16 protein-coding genes are annotated in these 16,644 nt (G+C 58.6%); 10 read left to right on the top strand and 6 right to left on the bottom strand.

The genetic code is table 11. The features are described 5' to 3' along the window. Nucleotide 1: 1 nt before the first annotated feature. From GOX75_RS19770 to GOX75_RS19815, 10 genes are all read left to right on the top strand, one after another. Complete coding sequence (locus GOX75_RS19770; RefSeq protein WP_171126042.1) at nt 2-892, top strand: DUF2950 family protein; 891 nt, start codon at nt 2-4, stop codon at nt 890-892. A gap of 137 nt (nt 893-1,029) precedes the next feature. Further along, a complete protein-coding gene (locus GOX75_RS19775; RefSeq protein ID WP_171126044.1) occupies nt 1,030-2,415 on the top strand; it encodes a trypsin-like peptidase domain-containing protein in 1,386 nt (461 codons plus the stop codon). 4 nt (nt 2,416-2,419) lie between these two features. Next, complete coding sequence (locus tag GOX75_RS19780; RefSeq protein ID WP_171126046.1) at nt 2,420-3,733, top strand: replication-associated recombination protein A; 1,314 nt, start codon at nt 2,420-2,422, stop codon at nt 3,731-3,733. A gap of 109 nt (nt 3,734-3,842) precedes the next feature. Continuing rightward, nucleotides 3,843-4,886 carry an RluA family pseudouridine synthase gene (locus GOX75_RS19785; protein ID WP_171126048.1) on the top strand — a complete coding sequence of 348 codons (1,044 nt, stop codon included), beginning with the start codon at nt 3,843-3,845 and terminating at the stop codon, nt 4,884-4,886. Beyond that, on the top strand, nt 4,883-5,554 hold the full coding sequence (locus tag GOX75_RS19790; RefSeq protein ID WP_171126050.1) for an HAD-IA family hydrolase: 672 nt from the start codon (nt 4,883-4,885) through the stop codon (nt 5,552-5,554). Before GOX75_RS19785 ends, GOX75_RS19790 begins: the two co-directional genes overlap by 4 nt. A 4-nt stretch (nt 5,555-5,558) precedes the next feature. Further along, nucleotides 5,559-6,266, top strand: a complete 708-nt coding sequence (locus tag GOX75_RS19795) for an ATP12 family chaperone protein (RefSeq protein ID WP_171126052.1) — start codon at nt 5,559-5,561, stop codon at nt 6,264-6,266. Between the two features lie 207 nt (nt 6,267-6,473). After that, a complete protein-coding gene (locus GOX75_RS19800; RefSeq protein WP_171126054.1) occupies nt 6,474-7,490 on the top strand; it encodes an amino acid ABC transporter substrate-binding protein in 1,017 nt (338 codons plus the stop codon). Between the two features lie 125 nt (nt 7,491-7,615). Then, a complete protein-coding gene (locus tag GOX75_RS19805; RefSeq protein ID WP_171126056.1) occupies nt 7,616-8,848 on the top strand; it encodes an amino acid ABC transporter permease in 1,233 nt (410 codons plus the stop codon). A gap of 3 nt (nt 8,849-8,851) precedes the next feature. Beyond that, nucleotides 8,852-10,150 carry an amino acid ABC transporter permease gene (locus GOX75_RS19810; protein WP_171126058.1) on the top strand — a complete coding sequence of 433 codons (1,299 nt, stop codon included), beginning with the start codon at nt 8,852-8,854 and terminating at the stop codon, nt 10,148-10,150. A 12-nt stretch (nt 10,151-10,162) separates the two neighbouring features. Continuing rightward, complete coding sequence (locus GOX75_RS19815) at nt 10,163-10,954, top strand: amino acid ABC transporter ATP-binding protein (protein WP_269149813.1); 792 nt, start codon at nt 10,163-10,165, stop codon at nt 10,952-10,954. A 46-nt stretch (nt 10,955-11,000) separates the two neighbouring features. Here GOX75_RS19815 and GOX75_RS19820 read toward each other — a convergent pair whose 3' ends face one another. The 6 genes from GOX75_RS19820 to yidC all read right to left on the bottom strand — a co-directional run bounded on the left by GOX75_RS19820 (nt 11,001) and on the right by yidC (nt 16,578). Beyond that, entirely contained in the window at nt 11,001-11,498 is a 498-nt protein-coding gene (locus GOX75_RS19820; RefSeq protein WP_171126060.1) for a histidine phosphatase family protein, read from the bottom strand. Beyond that, nucleotides 11,495-12,181 carry a ferredoxin gene (locus GOX75_RS19825; protein WP_171126062.1) on the bottom strand — a complete coding sequence of 229 codons (687 nt, stop codon included), beginning with the start codon at nt 12,179-12,181 and terminating at the stop codon, nt 11,495-11,497. The genes GOX75_RS19820 and GOX75_RS19825 overlap by 4 nt, the downstream gene beginning before the upstream one ends. Nucleotides 12,182-12,199: 18 nt before the next feature. Further along, nucleotides 12,200-13,063 carry an acetylglutamate kinase gene (argB, locus tag GOX75_RS19830; protein ID WP_171126063.1) on the bottom strand — a complete coding sequence of 288 codons (864 nt, stop codon included), beginning with the start codon at nt 13,061-13,063 and terminating at the stop codon, nt 12,200-12,202. 301 nt (nt 13,064-13,364) lie between these two features. After that, a complete protein-coding gene (gene yihA / locus GOX75_RS19835; protein WP_171126065.1) occupies nt 13,365-14,018 on the bottom strand; it encodes a ribosome biogenesis GTP-binding protein YihA/YsxC in 654 nt (217 codons plus the stop codon). Continuing rightward, nucleotides 14,015-14,752: an MOSC domain-containing protein gene (locus GOX75_RS19840; RefSeq protein WP_171126067.1), complete on the bottom strand. Its 738-nt coding sequence runs from the start codon at nt 14,750-14,752 to the stop codon at nt 14,015-14,017. The genes yihA and GOX75_RS19840 overlap by 4 nt, the downstream gene beginning before the upstream one ends. Further along, a complete protein-coding gene (gene yidC, locus GOX75_RS19845; RefSeq protein WP_171126068.1) occupies nt 14,749-16,578 on the bottom strand; it encodes a membrane protein insertase YidC in 1,830 nt (609 codons plus the stop codon). The genes GOX75_RS19840 and yidC overlap by 4 nt, the downstream gene beginning before the upstream one ends. Nucleotides 16,579-16,644 lie beyond the last annotated feature (66 nt).

Here is a 16,644-nt window from a genome sequence, read left to right on the forward strand (position 1 = left end):
TATGCGCAAAGCGGTTGTTTCTGTATTCTTTCTTCTCGCATCTGCTGGTCTGGCAATGTCCGAGGGCGCGCGATTTGACACGCCTCAGTCGGCGCTGGACGCGTTTGTGGATGCTCTCAGGTCGGATGATCACAATGCCCTTCTGGACATTTTTGGGCCTGAAGCCGAAGATCTGATTGGCTCTGGCGATCCTGCTGAGGACAAGCAAAGGCGGCGTGAGGTGCTGGCCATGTACGCCGAGGGCTATCGCTTTCAGCCTGAAAACGACGGGGTTGTGATCCTCTTGGGCGAGGATAGCTGGCCTTTCCCTATCCCGATCCTGCGCAGCGCAGAGGCTTGGCAATTCGACATCGAAGCGGGCGCTGAAGAAGTCGCCGCGCGTGAGATTGGCCTGAACGAGCTGGAAGTGATCGACCTGCTCGAAGCCTATGTTGATCTGCAGGCGGCGTTCCGGCTGGTCGATCACGACGGCGACGGTGTCATGGAATTTGCACGCAACATCATTGCCGATCCGGGCGCGCGCAACGGGCTATTCTGGCCGGATGAGGACAGTTTTGTCGGTGCAGCCCTTGCAAGGGCCGCGGCATCCGGATGGAGCGACGGCGAAGCGGATTACGACGCCGAGCCGTTTCTTGGCTACTATTACACGATCTTGCAGGGGCAGGGGCCAAGTGCCCCCGGTGGCGCTTATTCTTATATGGTCGGCGACAGGTTCGTGGCCGGTCACGCGATGCTCGCGGTTCCGGCGGATTATGGCGAGACGGGCATTCACTCGTTCCTAGTGGGCGAAAACGGGATCGTATACGAGGCTGACTTGGGGCCGGAAACGCTGAACCTGAGCGCAGATATCGAGACCTATGATCCCGGCCCAAATTGGTCACCGATAGAATGACGCGCCACCAGTGAACGCCGAGGCGTCCTTTTCTAACGTTCAGCCCAGGCACCGAAGCCGCCATCTTCGTGCGTCGGCGCTTGCATTACGGCGCACGGAGCCGCATATCCATCTGAGATTTGTAGGTCGAGGAAACAATGCTCCGCCCGTCCCTTTTCGCACTTTTCATAGTGTGCGCGTCTTTTGCTGCGGCAGAAACCCGTGTTCCCAAGTCACAGGCCGAAATCTCATTGGGATTTGCGCCGGTCGTGAAGCAGGCGTCGCCGGCTGTCGTGAATATCTATGCCAAGATCATCCGTCAGGGGCGTGCGAACACCCTGTTTTCTGACCCGTTTTTTCAGGACTTTTTCGGTCGCGGATTCTCAGAACCTCGTCAACGGGTCCAGAACTCATTGGGGTCCGGTGTGATCCTGTCAGACGATGGCTACGTGGTGTCGAATTACCATGTCGTTGGAACGGCAACCGAGATTCGTGTCGTGACAACAGACCGCCGCGAATACTCGGCGCAGGTTGTATTAGGTGACAAGGAAAGTGACATCGCCATTCTGCGGCTGGAGGATGCGACGGACCTGCCATACCTTCAGATGCGCGATTCCGATCAGGTCGAGGTCGGAGAGCTGGCTTTGGCCATCGGAAACCCGTTTGGGGTAGGGCAGACCGTTTCGTCGGGGATTATTTCAGGGCTGGCGCGCACGGGTACTGCGACGGGCAATGCGCGGGGCTACTTCATTCAGACGGATGCTGCGATCAATCCCGGCAACTCGGGCGGCGCATTGATCGACGTGAACGGGAACCTTATCGGGATCAATACGTCTATCCTGACGCGATCCGGCGGGTCGAACGGCATCGGCTTTGCCATCCCTGCTAATCTGGTGGCCGAGTTTCTGCGGCAAGCGCAGTCCGGCAATGACAGCTTTGTAAGCCCATGGGCAGGGATGGCCGGGCAGCATATGAGCGCCGATATCGCCGAGTCTCTGGGGCTTGTCATCCCGCAGGGCGTCGTGATCTCGGACCTGCACGGACTGAGTCCTTTGGCCGAGGCTGGATTGCGTGTTGGTGACGTCGTGACCCATGTTGACGGGGATGAGGTGAACTCACCCGCCGAGATGAAGTTTCGGATGTCTGTCGCGGGTGTTGGCGGAACATCGGTTCTTACCCTGTTGCGCGGCGACAGCAGCGAAGAGATTGAGATCGCGCTGATCAAAGCCCCGGAAACACCATCAGCCGACGAAACTACGCTGGATGATCAAACGGTCATGCCCGGTTTAGAGGTGTCGCGCATCAATCCGGCAGTGATTTCACGGATGGGTTTGCTGTTGTCACAGACCGGGGTCGTCGTGGTTGATGCCGGCCCTTATGGCGGGCGGTCCGGTCTGCGTGCGGGCGATGTGGTCAACAGCGTCAACGGTCAGGACATTCAGCATCCCAACGATCTGGTCGACGCGCTAACTGATCCGGGCCGCAGGCTGCAGCTCGACATCCTGCGCGGTGGACGCACCGTGTCTTTGCGGTTCCGGTTGTGACGCAATGAGCGATCTGTTCGATACCGGGGCCACTCAGCAGCCCACAACAAGCCCCCACCGGCCACTTGCGGATCGCCTGCGGCCGCAAGCACTGTCCGAGGTGATTGGGCAGCAGCAGGTTCTGGGCCCGGACGCGCCGTTGGGCGTCATGCTGGCGTCAGGTAGTTTGTCGAGCCTGATATTCTGGGGGCCGCCGGGTGTTGGAAAAACCACAATCGCGCGGTTGCTTGCGCAGGAAACGGACCTGCATTTTGTTCAGATCAGCGCAATATTTACCGGCGTTCCGGATCTGAAAAAAGTGTTCGAGGCCGCGAAGATACGGCGTCAGAACGGGCAGGGCACGCTTTTGTTCGTGGATGAGATTCATCGGTTCAACAAGGCGCAGCAGGATGGGTTTCTTCCGCATATGGAGGACGGAACGATCCTGTTGGTCGGGGCCACGACCGAAAATCCCTCTTTCGAACTGAACGCGGCCCTTCTGAGCCGATCGCAGGTTCTGGTGCTTGAGCGTCTGAGCCTGTCTGATCTGGAGCATCTGACCCAACGTGCCGAAAAAGAATTGGACCGGGCATTGCCTCTGACGGGTACTGCCCGTGAAGCGCTTCAGGAAATGGCGGATGGCGATGGTCGGGCTTTGTTGAATCTGATCGAACAGGTTGCGGCATGGCAGGTTGATGCGCCGCTGGACCCGGGTGCCTTGTCCACAAGGCTGATGCGTCGGGCCGCAAAATACGACAAGTCCGGTGATGAGCACTACAACCTGATCTCGGCGCTGCACAAATCCGTGCGGGGGTCCGACCCCGACGCGGCTTTGTACTGGTTTGCGCGGATGCTGACGGGGGGCGAGGATCCTCGATATCTGGCGCGCCGTATCACCCGGATGGCGGTTGAAGATATCGGGTTGGCTGACCCGCAGGCTCAGGCGATATGCCTGCAATCATGGGAAACCTATGAACGTCTTGGCAGCCCGGAGGGGGAATTGGCCTTGGCACAGGCGCTGGTCTATCTGGCCTTGGCGCCCAAATCGAACGGCGCTTATGTAGGGTACAAGGCCGCCATGCGGCTGGCCAAACAATCCGGCAGCGAGCCCCCGCCCAAGCACATTTTGAATGCCCCAACATCCCTGATGAAGGATCAGGGCTATGGCGCGGGCTATGCTTATGACCACGATGCCGAAGACGGGTTTTCCGGTCAGAATTATTTTCCGGACGGCATGCAGCGGCCTGATCTCTATCAACCTGTCGAACGCGGCTTCGAGCGCGAGTTGAAAAAGCGACTGGAATATTTCGCCAAGCTTCGCGCGCAACGCAACGGCTAACGCCCGCTTGACTCTTGCGGTTGGGCACGCCACAGACGCGCATGTTTTCTATGGCACTGAATGATACGCATTTCGCGCGGGATCACCGCGCGGCGCAGGGGATATTGGCATGAGCGGCGTACAGATGATCACCGTGGCAGAAGGTGACGGAGACCAGCGGTTGGATCGCTGGCTGCGCCGTCTGTTCCCACATGTCAGTCAGGGCCGTATCGAGAAGATGTGCCGCAAGGGTGAATTGCGTGTGGAAGGTGGCCGGGTCAAAGCCTCGACCCGGCTTGAGGCTGGACAAGTTGTGCGTGTCCCGCCTCTGCCCGACGTTGATCACAAACCGGCCGAAGTCAAACGCCGGGTTTCCGACGCGGACGCCAAGATGATCCAATCCTGCGTGATTTACCGCGACGATCACGTGCTGGCGTTGAACAAACCCCATGGCTTGCCTGTGCAGGGCGGCAGCGGCCAAACCCGCCATGTGGACAGCCTGTCCGAAGCACTGAGGTTTGGCTATGACGAAAATCCGCGTTTGGTTCATCGGTTGGATAAGGACACCTCCGGCGTTCTACTGATGGCACGCACACGCGAAGCCGCCAAGGGCCTGACCGCAGCCTTCCGCCACCGCGATACGCGTAAGATTTATTGGGCGTTGGTGGCCGGGGTGCCGACGCCATATTTGGGCGAGATCAAGACCGGTCTGGTCAAGGCGTCAGGCCATGGCAAGCAGGGCGAAGGCGAAAAGATGGTCGCCGTTCACCTGAATGAGGTCAACGATACACCGGGTGCGAAACGCGCGCATACGCTCTATGCCACTCTTTACCGGGTGGCAGGGCGCGCCGCGTGGGTGGCCATGGAGCCGATTACCGGTCGAACGCATCAGTTGCGGGCACATATGGCCGCGATCGGTCATCCGATTATCGGTGACGGTAAATATGGCGGTTCGGGTCAAGAAAACCTCGGTGACGGTTGGGGCGCACAACTGGGCGGGATCATCAGCAAAAAGCTGCACCTGCATGCGCGGCAAGCGTCGTTCCAGCACCCGGTGACACGCAAGACGATCACCGTGAAAGCCCCCTTGCCGGACCACATGAAACACAGCTGGGATACCTTCGGCTGGACCGAGGATCTGGCCGCCGACGACCCGTTCGAGGAGCTGCAATGAGCGCACCCTTGCGTTTGGCGCTGTTCGACGTGGACGGCACCCTTGTCGACAGTCAGGGCAGTATCGTCGGCGCGATGACCGCCAGTTTTGACGCGCTGTCCCTGCCGGTGCCTGATCGCAAGGCGATTTTGTCCATCGTTGGCCTGTCGCTGCCCAAAGCCATCGCACAGCTTGCGCCGCTTCAGTCTGATGCTGATCAGGCGCGGTTGGTCGAAGGGTATAAGCAAGCCTATCATGCGCATCGGCTGGAACAGGACATGGCAGGGTCGCCGCTTTATCCTGGTGCGCGAGAGGCAATCGAAGCGCTGCACGCCATCCCCGAGGTCTTGCTGGGCGTTGCAACCGGGAAATCTCAGCGCGGCTTGGATGCGCTGATCGAAGGGCACGAGTTGCAAGGTTATTTTGTTACGCGGCAGGTCGCCGATCACCACCCTTCGAAACCGCATCCGTCGATGATTGACACGGCCCGGGCCGAAACGGGCGTTGAGGCGGTGAATACGGTCATGATCGGCGATACCCGGTTTGACATGGATATGGCCGCTGCTGCCGGTGTCCCTGCCATTGGCGTGACATGGGGATATCATACGCGCCCTGCACTTGATGCCGCCACGACCATAATCGAAACCTTCGACCAGTTGCCGGGCGCGCTGGATCAAATCTGGACCTGAAATCATGAGCGACTGGAAACCGAAACGATTCTGGACCGAAAGCGCGGTTGTTGACGCAGAAGGTGGGTTTACGGTGGAATTGGATGGTCGGCGCGTCAAAACGCCGGCCAAGGTAGGGTTGATCGTGCCCACTCAAGCCATGGCGCAGGAAATCGCTGCCGAGTGGGACGCGCAGGAAAAAGAAGTAGACCCGACCACGATGCCGTTTACCCGTTCGGCGAACGCAGCCATCGACAAGGTCCAGCAACAGCACGCCGAGGTTGCGGACATGCTGGCCGATTACGGCGATTCGGACCTGTTATGCTATCGCGCCACGCACCCGCAGGAGTTGCAGCAACGGCAGGCCGAACAGTGGGACCCGGCATTGGATTGGGCGGCCGAGGCGCTCGCGGCGCGTTTGCTGCCGGTCGCCGGTGTTTTGCATCAGCCCCAGGACGCATCGGCTTTGCACGAATTGCGCCAACGTGTCCATGATTTCAATAACTTCCAGCTTGCCGCTTTCCACGACTTGGTCAGCCTGTCCGGGTCGCTGGTGCTGGGGTTTGCAGCCGCTGCGGACTGGCGCTCTGCCGAGGACATCTGGCAAATCTCAAGGTTGGACGAGTTGTGGCAAATCGAACAATGGGGTCATGACGACGAGGCCCACGCCGCCTCCGAGGTCAAAAGGGCTGCATTTCTACACGCCAAAAGGTTCTTCGACCTCTCGGTTTGAGCTCTTACGCCTGAAAATCCGCCGCTGTGCCGAACATCTGTAAGATGAACCATCGTTTTCGCTGATCCGACCCTTGACGTTTGTTTATGAATGCGCCCAAACTCAAGCCCACTAAAGGGGAGACACCTTTGGGGAAACCTTTCTGGTACCAAAGGTGCCGGACAGAACCGTCCCAGAGTCGGGGCGGAAAATCAGGAAGAGGTAAAAATGAAAAAATCCGTAATCTTGGGCGTGGCAACCGTTGCCGGCCTTGCTGCAGGCGCAGCGGCAGCGGGGACTGTCGATGATGTCAAAGCGCGCGGTAAGCTGAACTGCGGTGTGACCACCGGTCTGGTTGGCTTTGCCGCACCCGACGCGAATGGCGAATGGCAGGGCTTTGACGTCTCGCTGTGCCGCGCAGTTGCTGCAGCCGTTCTGGGCGACGCAAGCGCCGTTGAATTCGTTCCGACCACCGGTAAGACACGCTTTACCGCGCTGGCTTCAGGCGAGATCGACATGCTGGCCCGTAACACCACCTGGACCTTCAGCCGCGACGTCGACCTGAAGTTCGAATTCGTAGGCGTGAACTACTACGATGGTCAAGGCTTCATGGTTCCCAAGGCATTGGGCGTAAGCTCGGCCAAAGAACTGGACGGCGCGACCGTCTGCATCCAGACCGGCACCACCACCGAGCTGAACCTGGCGGACTTCTTCCGCTCGAACAACATCAGCTACGAGCCGGTTCCGATCGAAACCAACGCTGAAGCGCAGCAGCAGTACCTGGCTGGTGCGTGTGACGTTTACACCACCGACGCATCGGGCCTGGCCGCAACCCGCGCCACGTTCGAAAACCCCGGTGACCACGTCCTGCTGCCCGAAATCATCTCGAAAGAGCCGCTGGGCCCGCTGGTCCGTCACGGCGATCACGAGTGGGGCGACGTTGTCCGTTGGACTCTGAACGCACTGGTCTCGGCTGAAGAGCTGGGCGTGACCTCGGCAAATATCGACGAGATGGCCGCTGGCACCGACAACCCTGAAGTCAATCGCCTGCTGGGTACCGAAGGTACGCTGGGCGAGATGCTGGGTCTGGACGCTGACTGGGCTATGAAGGCGATCAAATCCGGTGGTAACTATGGCGAAGTCTTTGCCAAGAACATCGGTGAGGAAACTCCGATCGGTCTGGCACGTGGCTTGAACGCACAATGGACCGACGGCGGTCTGCTGTACTCGCCGCCGTTCCGCTAAAATCCACAGAAAAGGGCGCGGGTTAACCTGCGCCCTTTTTCCATAACAGAATGCTACGGGCTGCTCAGGAGCGGGGAAAACCTCGCCGGGAAGGAAGCACCCGAAAAGCACGGGGATCCCAAAATATGTCGACTATGACTGACCCGCCGAAAGCAGATTTTCGGTTGTCGATGCTCATAAACGATACCCGCTACAGATCATTGACGTTCCAGGTGATCGCGGCGATCGTTATTGCGCTAAGTATCTGGTATCTGGGCAACAACCTGATCCAGAACCTCAGGGCCGCAGGCCTCAACATCTCGTATTCCTTCCTGGGCGATCCGTCCGGGTACGACATCAACCAGCGTTTGATCGAATATGACAGCCAGTCCTCGCACGGACGTGCGGCTGTTGTCGGTATTCTCAACACGCTTTTGGTCGCGTTTCTGGCCTGTATCACCGCAACTGTGTTTGGTGTGATCGCCGGGGTTTTGCGCCTGTCCAATAACTGGCTGGTGTCCAAGCTGATGGCGGTTTACGTCGAGATTTTCCGGAATATTCCGGTTCTGATCTGGATCATCATCATCTTCACGATCATGACGGCGGTTTTGCCGGGTCCGCGGGAATTTCGCGGGGATAACCCGACATCCAGCATGTTGTTTGATCTGTTCGCATTTACCAACCGAGGCGTTTACATTCCGCGCCCCGAGTTTGCGAATGGTCTGTTTGGCGCGACGTTCCTGAATTGGCTGTTGGTCATTGCAGTACTGGTGGGCTCATGGTTTGCAACTCGTGAAATCGAAAAGCGCGCCACGCTGAAGCAGGAACAGACGGGTGAGCGTCCAAAAACCGGTCTTGTGAAACTGGCCGTATGGCTGGTGCCGTTTGCGCTGCTGATGGTTTTGATGGGCCTGACATGGGAAGTTCCCGCGCTCAAGGGCTTTAACTTCAGCGGGGGTATCAAGGTTGGCGGTCCGCTGATCGCGCTGTGGTTTGCTCTGTCCATCTATACGGGTGCCTTCATCGCAGAAAACGTACGTGCTGGTATTCAGGCGATTTCGAAGGGTCAGACCGAAGCTGCGGCTGCGCTGGGCCTGCGTCCTGGACGGATCATGAACCTTGTGATCTTGCCGCAGGCGCTGCGGGTCATCATCCCGCCGTTGATCTCGCAATATCTGAACATCACCAAGAACTCGTCACTGGCGATTGCTGTGGGCTATGCGGATATCACGGCCACGCTGGGCGGCATCACGCTGAACCAGACCGGTCGAGCAATCGAATGCGTCCTGCTGCTGATGCTGTTCTATCTGACGGCCTCGCTGCTGATTTCGATGGCGATGAACATCTACAACGCATCCGTCAAGTTGAAGGAGCGCTGAGTTATGGCTGATCAAACAACAAACCCGATCGCCTTTGTCGCTGATGGCACAATCCCGCCATCGCCTCCGCCAGCAAACCAGACCGGTATCATCAAGTGGCTGCGCGAGAATCTCTTCTCGGGCGTGGCGAATACCATCCTGACGGTTTTGTCGATCCTGTTGATCTATGTGCTGCTCAAGAACACGCTTCCGTGGATTTTGAATGGTGTATGGAACGCGGATTCATTGGCGCAATGCCGTGAGATTCTGGACGGCAAGACCGGAGCCTGTTTCGCGGTTCTGACCGAGCGCTGGCACCAGTTGATCTATGGGTTCAAATACCCTGACGATGCCTATTGGCGCCCGAACCTGGCCTTCTTGCTGATGTTGGTCGCGGTGGCACCCGTGCTGTTCTTCGACCTGCCGCGCAAGTTGCTGCTGTTTACAGCGGTGTACCCGTTCGTTGCGTTCTGGCTGATCTGGGGCGGAACCATCATGGTCCCCATCGTGGCACTGCTGGGCTGTGTCGCAGCCGCCGTGGTGTTTCAGAAATTCGGCAAGAACAGTTTTGCAGCCGGGTTCTTTGGGGGCATCGTTGTGGCGCTGGTCGTGTGGAATATCGGCGGGGCGCTGATTCCCGACGATGCCAACGAGGGCGCGCTGCTTTCGGCTGTTCCCAGCCGTGATCTGGGTGGCTTTATGCTGAACCTGATGCTGGGCGTGACCTGTGTGTCGCTGTCCCTGCCTTTGGGCATTGCATTGGCTCTGGGCCGTCAGTCCGATATGCCGCTGATCAAGTGGGTCTGTGTCATCTTCATCGAATTCATCCGCGGCGTGCCACTGATCACGCTGCTGTTCGTGGCTTCGGTGATGCTGGCCTATTTCTTCCCGCCTGACAGCACGGTCGACCTGTTCCTGCGCGTTGTGATCATGATCACCATGTTCTCGGCCGCCTATATCGCCGAGGTGATCCGCGGCGGTCTGGCAGCGCTTCCGCGCGGACAGTACGAGGCAGCAGACAGTCTTGGCTTGGATTACCCGCAGGCGATGCGGCTGATCATCCTGCCACAGGCTCTGAAGATCTCGATCCCCGGTATCGTGAACGTGGCCGTTGGCCTGTTCAAGGACACCACACTGGTTTCGGTCATCTCGATGTTCGATCTGGTGGGCATGATCCGGGGCCCCATCCTGGCGTCAACCGAATGGAACGGCGTCTATTGGGAGCTTCTGGGCTTTGCCGCGCTTCTGTTCTTCGTCGTCTGTTACGGCATCTCTCAATATTCCCAGTGGCTCGAGCGTCGCCTTGCCACGGATCATCACTAAGGAGTTCAACACATGTCTGAACTTGCAGTAGAACGCGAAATCGACCGCTCGAAGATGCAGGTGAGCGACGAGGTCGCCATCGAAATCAACGGCATGAACAAGTGGTACGGGTCCTTCCACGTGCTGCGCGACATCAATCTGACCGTCAATCAGGGCGAGCGGATCGTGATCGCGGGGCCGTCGGGCTCGGGTAAGTCCACCCTAATCCGCTGCCTGAACGCGCTGGAAGAACACCAGCAGGGCACGATCGTCGTAGACGGGACCGAACTGTCGAATGACCTGAAGAACATCGACAAAATCCGGTCCGAGGTTGGCATGGTGTTCCAGCACTTCAACCTGTTCCCGCATCTGACCATCCTGGAGAACTGCACGCTGGCCCCGATCTGGGTGCGCAAGACGCCCAAGAAAGAGGCCGAAGAGCGCGCGATGCATTTCCTGGAAAAGGTGAAAATCCCCGATCAGGCGCTGAAATATCCCGGCCAGCTTTCGGGTGGTCAGCAGCAGCGTGTGGCGATTGCCCGCTCGCTCTGCATGATGCCTCGGATTATGTTGTTCGATGAACCGACATCGGCGCTGGACCCCGAGATGATCAAAGAGGTGCTCGACACCATGATCGAACTGGCCGAGGAAGGCATGACCATGCTGTGCGTCACGCACGAGATGGGCTTTGCCCGTCAGGTCGCCAACCGTGTGATCTTTATGGATGCTGGCCAGATCGTGGAACAGAATGAACCGGAAGAGTTCTTCAACAACCCTCAAAGTGAACGGACCAAGCTTTTCCTCAGCCAAATCCTGGGGCACTGATCCGGTTGAAATCAGGGAAAGGGCGGGGCTTTGGCCTCGCCTTTCTCTATTCCAACAGCTCGCGCGGTGTGGTGAAATCCAGAACAACCCCGCTCTGCCATTTGATATTGGCCCAGTCTGAGATGTTGAATTGAATCACAGCCGTGGCACAGGTGGGATAATCCTGAAACCGGGGGTGGTTTGGTGCTTTGCCAACGATCCGCTGGGCAAAATCGCCAATGCCCGGATTGTGACCCAGCATCAGGACCGTGGGTTCTGTTGCACCAGCAAGTTGGGTCAACATGTCTTCGGGTGCAGCATGATAAAGACGCCGATGAAAGCAAACCTTGTCTGCCTGCAAACCCATCCGATCCCATGTCTCACGCGTGCGGGCCGAGGTTGAGCTGAGCACTTCGTCGGGAAGCCACCCATTGTCGCGCAGCCATGTGGCGATAGCAGGGGCGGATTTACTTCCGCGCTTGTTCAAAGGACGGGCGTGATCGTCAAGCATCGGGTTGCCCCAACTGGACTTCGCGTGTCGTGTCAGGATCAGGGTCAAGGTCATGCGGGGTGAAACGCCCTCATGTGATGGGCGGATTGCTCGGGGTCCCGGTCGGCCCCGACGCTGATCGGGCAGGACAGGCGCGCGAGACAACCGCCCGTCATGCAGGTCAGGCCTTCTTCGGTTGATAGATGGGCATGGCACGCGGCAACATCATAGAAATCCTGACTATTCAGCGCACCGACCGGACAGGTCGTCGTGCAGGGTGCCGGGCATTCGACGCAGGGCGAAGCGGTTGTGACTTCGGGGATGTTGAACTCCTGCGGGAAATGCAGCGCGCCACGGTACGAAATCATCATGCCAACCGTGTCATGAACCAACGCCCCAACCGGGCTGCTGAAGGTGCGTTGTGACTTCAGCGCCCAGTCTATGAACGGGGCGTAAGGCGGTCCGCCAAAGGGAAAATGGGCTTGCCCGCCCAATTCCTGCGCCATTTGGCCAATGACGCGCGCAGACCAGCGATCCGCTGGATCAGGGCCTTGCCACTCGGGCGAGGTTTTCAGCACCGTCCAAAAGGCCGAACCCGCGCCCAATAGAACCAGTGTGCCCCCGTCCAGTCCCTTTGCACCGCTTTTACGAGGATGGGTCGCGCCCATGACAATCAGGCCAGCTTGATGCGCAACACGCCCGACCCAGCCATAACTAATGGCCGGAGCGTAAGTGAGGGGGGTGGACTGCCCGGTCATGGGACCTCCGCATTGGGATTAGTCGGGCCGGATCAGCGACCCCGCGCCGTGCTCGGTAAACAGTTCAAGCAGCACGGCATTGGGCGCGCGCCCATCCAGAATAACCACCGCCCGGACACCGCTGTGCAGCGCGTCCAGCGCGGTTTCAGTCTTGGGGATCATGCCGCCCGCAATCGTGCCATCCATCGTCATCTCGCGGATTTGGCCGGCCTTGAGTTCTGTCACCACCTCGCCGGCTGCGTTCTTGACGCCGGACACATCGGTCAACAGCAAAAGGCGATCCGCCTTCAGGGCCGAGGCAATCGCCCCCGCTGCCGTGTCACCATTGATGTTAAAAGTTTCACCTTCGCGACCCGCGCCCAAGGGGGCAATTACGGGAATCACATCATGTGCGAACAAATCGTGGAGTATTTTAGGGTTCATCTGCGCCGGAGCGCCGACAAATCCCAACGCGGGATCGGCTTGGTCACAGACAATCAGATTGGCGTCCTTGCCCGACAGACCAACGGCTGTGCCGCCCTGACCGTTGATGGCCTGAACGATGCGTTTGTTGACCAGCCCTGACAGAACCATTTCGACCACTTCTACGGTGGCCTTGTCCGTCACGCGTTTGCCGCCCACAAACTCGGACTGGATATCCAACTGTTTCAGCATTGCGTTGATCATCGGTCCACCGCCATGGACGATCACAGGGTTCACACCGACCTGACGCATCAGCACGACGTCGCGGGCAAAGCTTTCCATGGCCTCATCGCTGCCCATGGCATGACCGCCAAGTTTGATAACGACGACCGCGCCGTCATAGCGCTGCAAATATGGCAAAGCGCTGTTCAGAGTTGCAGCAGTAGCGATCCAGTCCCGGTTCATATCTCTTGTCTTCATGTCTTGTCCTCTTCCCCTCGTGTTAGGCGTTTTGGACGCGTAAGCCAAGATCGCTGTTGTGGGTGCCATAGGTTGACCGGCCTGCAAATCCGACGCCCGGCAAAACGCGGCGTTCACCGCAGCGTTGCCAGCAAGCCCCAAGAGGTGGGTGCGAGAAGTCTGGCGTCCAACCTCACGGCAAAAGGGAAGAGTTCCGGCGTGAATTTCTTCGCGCCGGGTTTAGGTGGTACGTGGGATAAATGGGAAGCGGGCTGCAATACCTGTACCAACTACCGATGAAGCGCTGCGCGATTCTGCGTCGCTACTCCAGCCCGGCAATAATCGCGCGCAGCGTTTCGATCCCGTCGCCCTTTTCGGATGAGGTCAACACGATTTCCGGGAAGGCGGCGGGATGTTTGGACAATGCACTGCGCACTTGATCCAAGACCTTTTCCCGATCCTTGGCTTTGACCTTGTCAGCTTTGGTCAGCACGCATTGAAACGTCACGGCGCTGGTGTCCAGCAACTTCATGATCTCGGCGTCGACGGGTTTTACCCCATGGCGGGAATCAATAAGAACAAAAGCTCGGCGCAGGGTCTGACGGCCGCTTAGGTACTGTTTCAGAAGCCGCTGCCACTTTTCCACCACCTTGAGCGGCGCGTTGGCATAGCCATAGCCGGGCAAATCAACCAGATACAGCTCGGGGCCTTGGGTGAAAAAGTTGATCTCTTGTGTCCGGCCCGGCGTGTTCGAGGCGCGGGCCAGACCCTTGGTCCCGGTCAGCGCGTTGATCAGGCTGGACTTGCCGACATTGGAACGGCCAGCAAAGCAGACCTCCAGCCGATCCGGGGCAGGCAGGCCATTCATCGCCACAACGCCTTTGACGAATTCCGAGGACCCGGCAAACAGCTTGCGCCCGCGCTCCAGCGCGAATTCGTCGGGTGTCTCGGCAAGGGGGAAGGGAAGCGTTGTCATAGCACTTGCACCGTGTCGCCGGTTTTTACCTCTCCACCTCGGATCACCTCGGCGTAAACGCCGAAATCCTGGTGGTTCCAACGGTTCAACGCGCCTAAAGTGTCCGCGTCGCGTTCACCGGTATCCGGGTTTGCGGTTGTGGCCAGACAGCGTGTGATCCGCTCACGCACGTGGAACACGGCCTGTCCGATCTGAACCTCGCGACCCAACCATTCGAACTCTTCCCACAGGGGCAGGCCGTTGAACCAGATATTGCCGCGCCAGCGCCTGATCGACAGGTCTTTGCCCAGTTTCTGCTCGACCGCTCTGTGCGAGGCCATGTTGCACAGGCTGACGGATGGGAAGTCACTGTCGGTCATTCCCCGCCCGGGTACGCGAACAATACGTGCAGACGCGGCGCGGTCAGCGGGCATCAATGGTTTTACCCAATCAAGGAACGCATCTTGTTCTGCGTCCGGCTGGAAACTCAGGTCTGGGCGCTGTGGGTGGCTGAGTGCCACCGTATCACCTGACAGTTTCGCCGTGATTGCCATCAATTGAGGGGCCTTGGCACCACGACTGAAATTCGCGCAGGGCGCCCATTCCGAACCGTCCGCTTTGGACGCCTCATGGGCGATTGCCCAAATACGATCCCCGGGCATGGTCTGCCCGGGGCTCAGTGTTACGGTTTCCACAGCTTCATGACCGTGGCTTTTGATCGGATGCCGCCAGAGGCTGGTTACTTCGGCGCTCATTTGTCATCCGTCTTTGGTGCGCGCTTGAAGCTGGATTTGATATTGCCGAACACGTCGGGCTTATAACCCTGGCTTCTCATGATCAGGTATTGCTGGGTGAAGGTGATCGTGTTGTTCGCGATCCAGTAGACCACCAGCCCGCTGGCAAAGCTGCCCAGCATGAACATGAACACCCATGGCATCCAGGCAAAGATCATTGCTTGCGTCGGATCGGTTGGCGCTGGATTCAACTTTTGCTGCAGCCACATCGAGATACCCAGCAACAGCGGCAGGATACCGATGAAGATCAGCGCCATCAGCGTGTCTGGCTGCGGGCCACCCCAAGGCAGCAGGCCAAACAGGTTCATGATCGAGGTTGGGTCAGGTGCGCTCAGGTCCTGGAAGGGGCCAAACCACGGGGCTTGACGCAATTCGATCGTGACGAAGATTACCTTATACAGCGAGAAGAAGATCGGGATCTGCATCAGGATCGGCAGACAACCCGCGGCAGGGTTCACCTTTTCCTTCTTGTAGAGCTCCATCATGCCTTGCTGCATTTTCTGGCGGTCGTCGCCAGCGGCTTCTTTCAGGGCCTCCATCTGCGGCTGCAGTTCCTTCATCTTCGCCATCGAGACGTAAGATTTGAACGCCAGCGGGAACAGGATTGCCTTGATGATCAGGGTCAGGCCGATAATGGACCAACCCATGTTGCCGATCAGCGCGTTGATGTTGTGCAGCAGCCAGAAGATCGGCTTGGTCAGGAAGTAGAACCAGCCCCAGTCGATGCTGTCGATGAACTTCTGAACGCCGTCAGCCTGATATTCCCGAATGGTTTCCCATTCCTTTGCACCAGCAAAAAGCTGCGTGGTTACCTGTTCGGTTGCGCCGGGGGCCACTGTGAGTGTCGGCAGAACCGTCTCGGTCTGATAGATTTTGCGACGCGCGTCGTATTTCGCGGCGGCCTTGAAGGCCGAGCCTTCCTCGGGGATCAGGGTGGTCATCCAATAGTGATCGGTGAAGCCAACCCAGCCGCCTTCTTTGACCTGAAACACTTCGGCCTGCGCGCGTTCGTTGGGGTCAATGTCGAAATCACGGACATCGCCATAGTCGATCTCGTCCAGAACTCCGTCGGCCATGACCATCACGCCTTCATGCAGGATGAAGAAGTTTTTGAGACCGGGCAGATCACCATCCTCGCCGATACCGTGACGGGCCAGAATACCGTAAGGGGCCATGCCGACTTCGGCTTGGGTGTTGTTTTCAACGGACTGGGTGACCTCGAACATATAGTTCTCGTCCACCGCAATTGTGCGGCGGAAGGTCAGGCCGTTTCCATTGTCCCACTTCAGCGTGACAGGAGAGTCTACGCCAAGAGTTTCACCTTGTTCCAGGGACCACTCTGTGTTCGGACCGGGCACATCCGTGCCGGCGACACCGGCACCCGGTGCCCAGCCATAAAGGGCGTAATAGGCGGACTCAGATCCGACCGGTGACAGAAGCTCGACAATCGGCGCGCCTTCTTCGATCGAGACCTTGTAGTCCTTCAGATACAGCTCGTCGATGCGCCCACCCGACAGGGACAGGCTGCCCTCCAAACGGGGCGTGTCGATCTGAACCCGCGGGGCCTGTGCATCGGGCAGTGTTTCTTCGGCCGCAGTGGTTGCTTCGCCTACAGTGCCGGTTCCTGTGGTGCTGGGGGTTTGAACCTCATTGGCCTCGGTCGCGCTGATTTCGGCCTGTTCCGGTGACGTGGCCTGCTCGGGCGGCGGGAAGAGCACGAACCAAACGAGGATCACGAGGAAACTGAGCGCGGTTGCGAGGATGAGATTCTTATTCTGATCGTCCATCTGGGACAGCCACCTTAAGCAGTGAAACACACCCGGTGGGTTCAACAGAGTGCAGCCCCAAAGGTC

The sequence above is a fragment of the Ruegeria sp. HKCCD7251 genome, assembly GCF_013031165.1.
Lineage (GTDB): Bacteria > Pseudomonadota > Alphaproteobacteria > Rhodobacterales > Rhodobacteraceae > Ruegeria.

Bases quoted from the DNA above. Each gene is read 5' to 3' on its own strand.
- GOX75_RS19790 (WP_171126050.1), top strand. From the start codon at position 4,883: ATGAGCGCACCCTTGCGTTTGGCGCTGTTCGACGTGGACGGCACCCTT.
- GOX75_RS19840 (WP_171126067.1), bottom strand. From the start codon at position 14,752: ATGAGCGCCGAAGTAACCAGCCTCTGGCGGCATCCGATCAAAAGCCAC.
- GOX75_RS19785 (WP_171126048.1), top strand. From the start codon at position 3,843: ATGAGCGGCGTACAGATGATCACCGTGGCAGAAGGTGACGGAGACCAG.
- yidC (WP_171126068.1), bottom strand. From the start codon at position 16,578: ATGGACGATCAGAATAAGAATCTCATCCTCGCAACCGCGCTCAGTTTC.
- GOX75_RS19775 (WP_171126044.1), top strand. From the start codon at position 1,030: ATGCTCCGCCCGTCCCTTTTCGCACTTTTCATAGTGTGCGCGTCTTTT.
- GOX75_RS19810 (WP_171126058.1), top strand. From the start codon at position 8,852: ATGGCTGATCAAACAACAAACCCGATCGCCTTTGTCGCTGATGGCACA.
- GOX75_RS19825 (WP_171126062.1), bottom strand. From the start codon at position 12,181: ATGACCGGGCAGTCCACCCCCCTCACTTACGCTCCGGCCATTAGTTAT.
- GOX75_RS19820 (WP_171126060.1), bottom strand. From the start codon at position 11,498: ATGACCTTGACCCTGATCCTGACACGACACGCGAAGTCCAGTTGGGGC.
- GOX75_RS19770 (WP_171126042.1), top strand. From the start codon at position 2: ATGCGCAAAGCGGTTGTTTCTGTATTCTTTCTTCTCGCATCTGCTGGT.
- argB (WP_171126063.1), bottom strand. From the start codon at position 13,063: ATGAAGACAAGAGATATGAACCGGGACTGGATCGCTACTGCTGCAACT.
- GOX75_RS19780 (WP_171126046.1), top strand. From the start codon at position 2,420: ATGAGCGATCTGTTCGATACCGGGGCCACTCAGCAGCCCACAACAAGC.
- GOX75_RS19805 (WP_171126056.1), top strand. From the start codon at position 7,616: ATGTCGACTATGACTGACCCGCCGAAAGCAGATTTTCGGTTGTCGATG.
- yihA (WP_171126065.1), bottom strand. From the start codon at position 14,018: ATGACAACGCTTCCCTTCCCCCTTGCCGAGACACCCGACGAATTCGCG.
- GOX75_RS19795 (WP_171126052.1), top strand. From the start codon at position 5,559: ATGAGCGACTGGAAACCGAAACGATTCTGGACCGAAAGCGCGGTTGTT.
- GOX75_RS19800 (WP_171126054.1), top strand. From the start codon at position 6,474: ATGAAAAAATCCGTAATCTTGGGCGTGGCAACCGTTGCCGGCCTTGCT.
- GOX75_RS19815 (WP_269149813.1), top strand. From the start codon at position 10,163: ATGTCTGAACTTGCAGTAGAACGCGAAATCGACCGCTCGAAGATGCAG.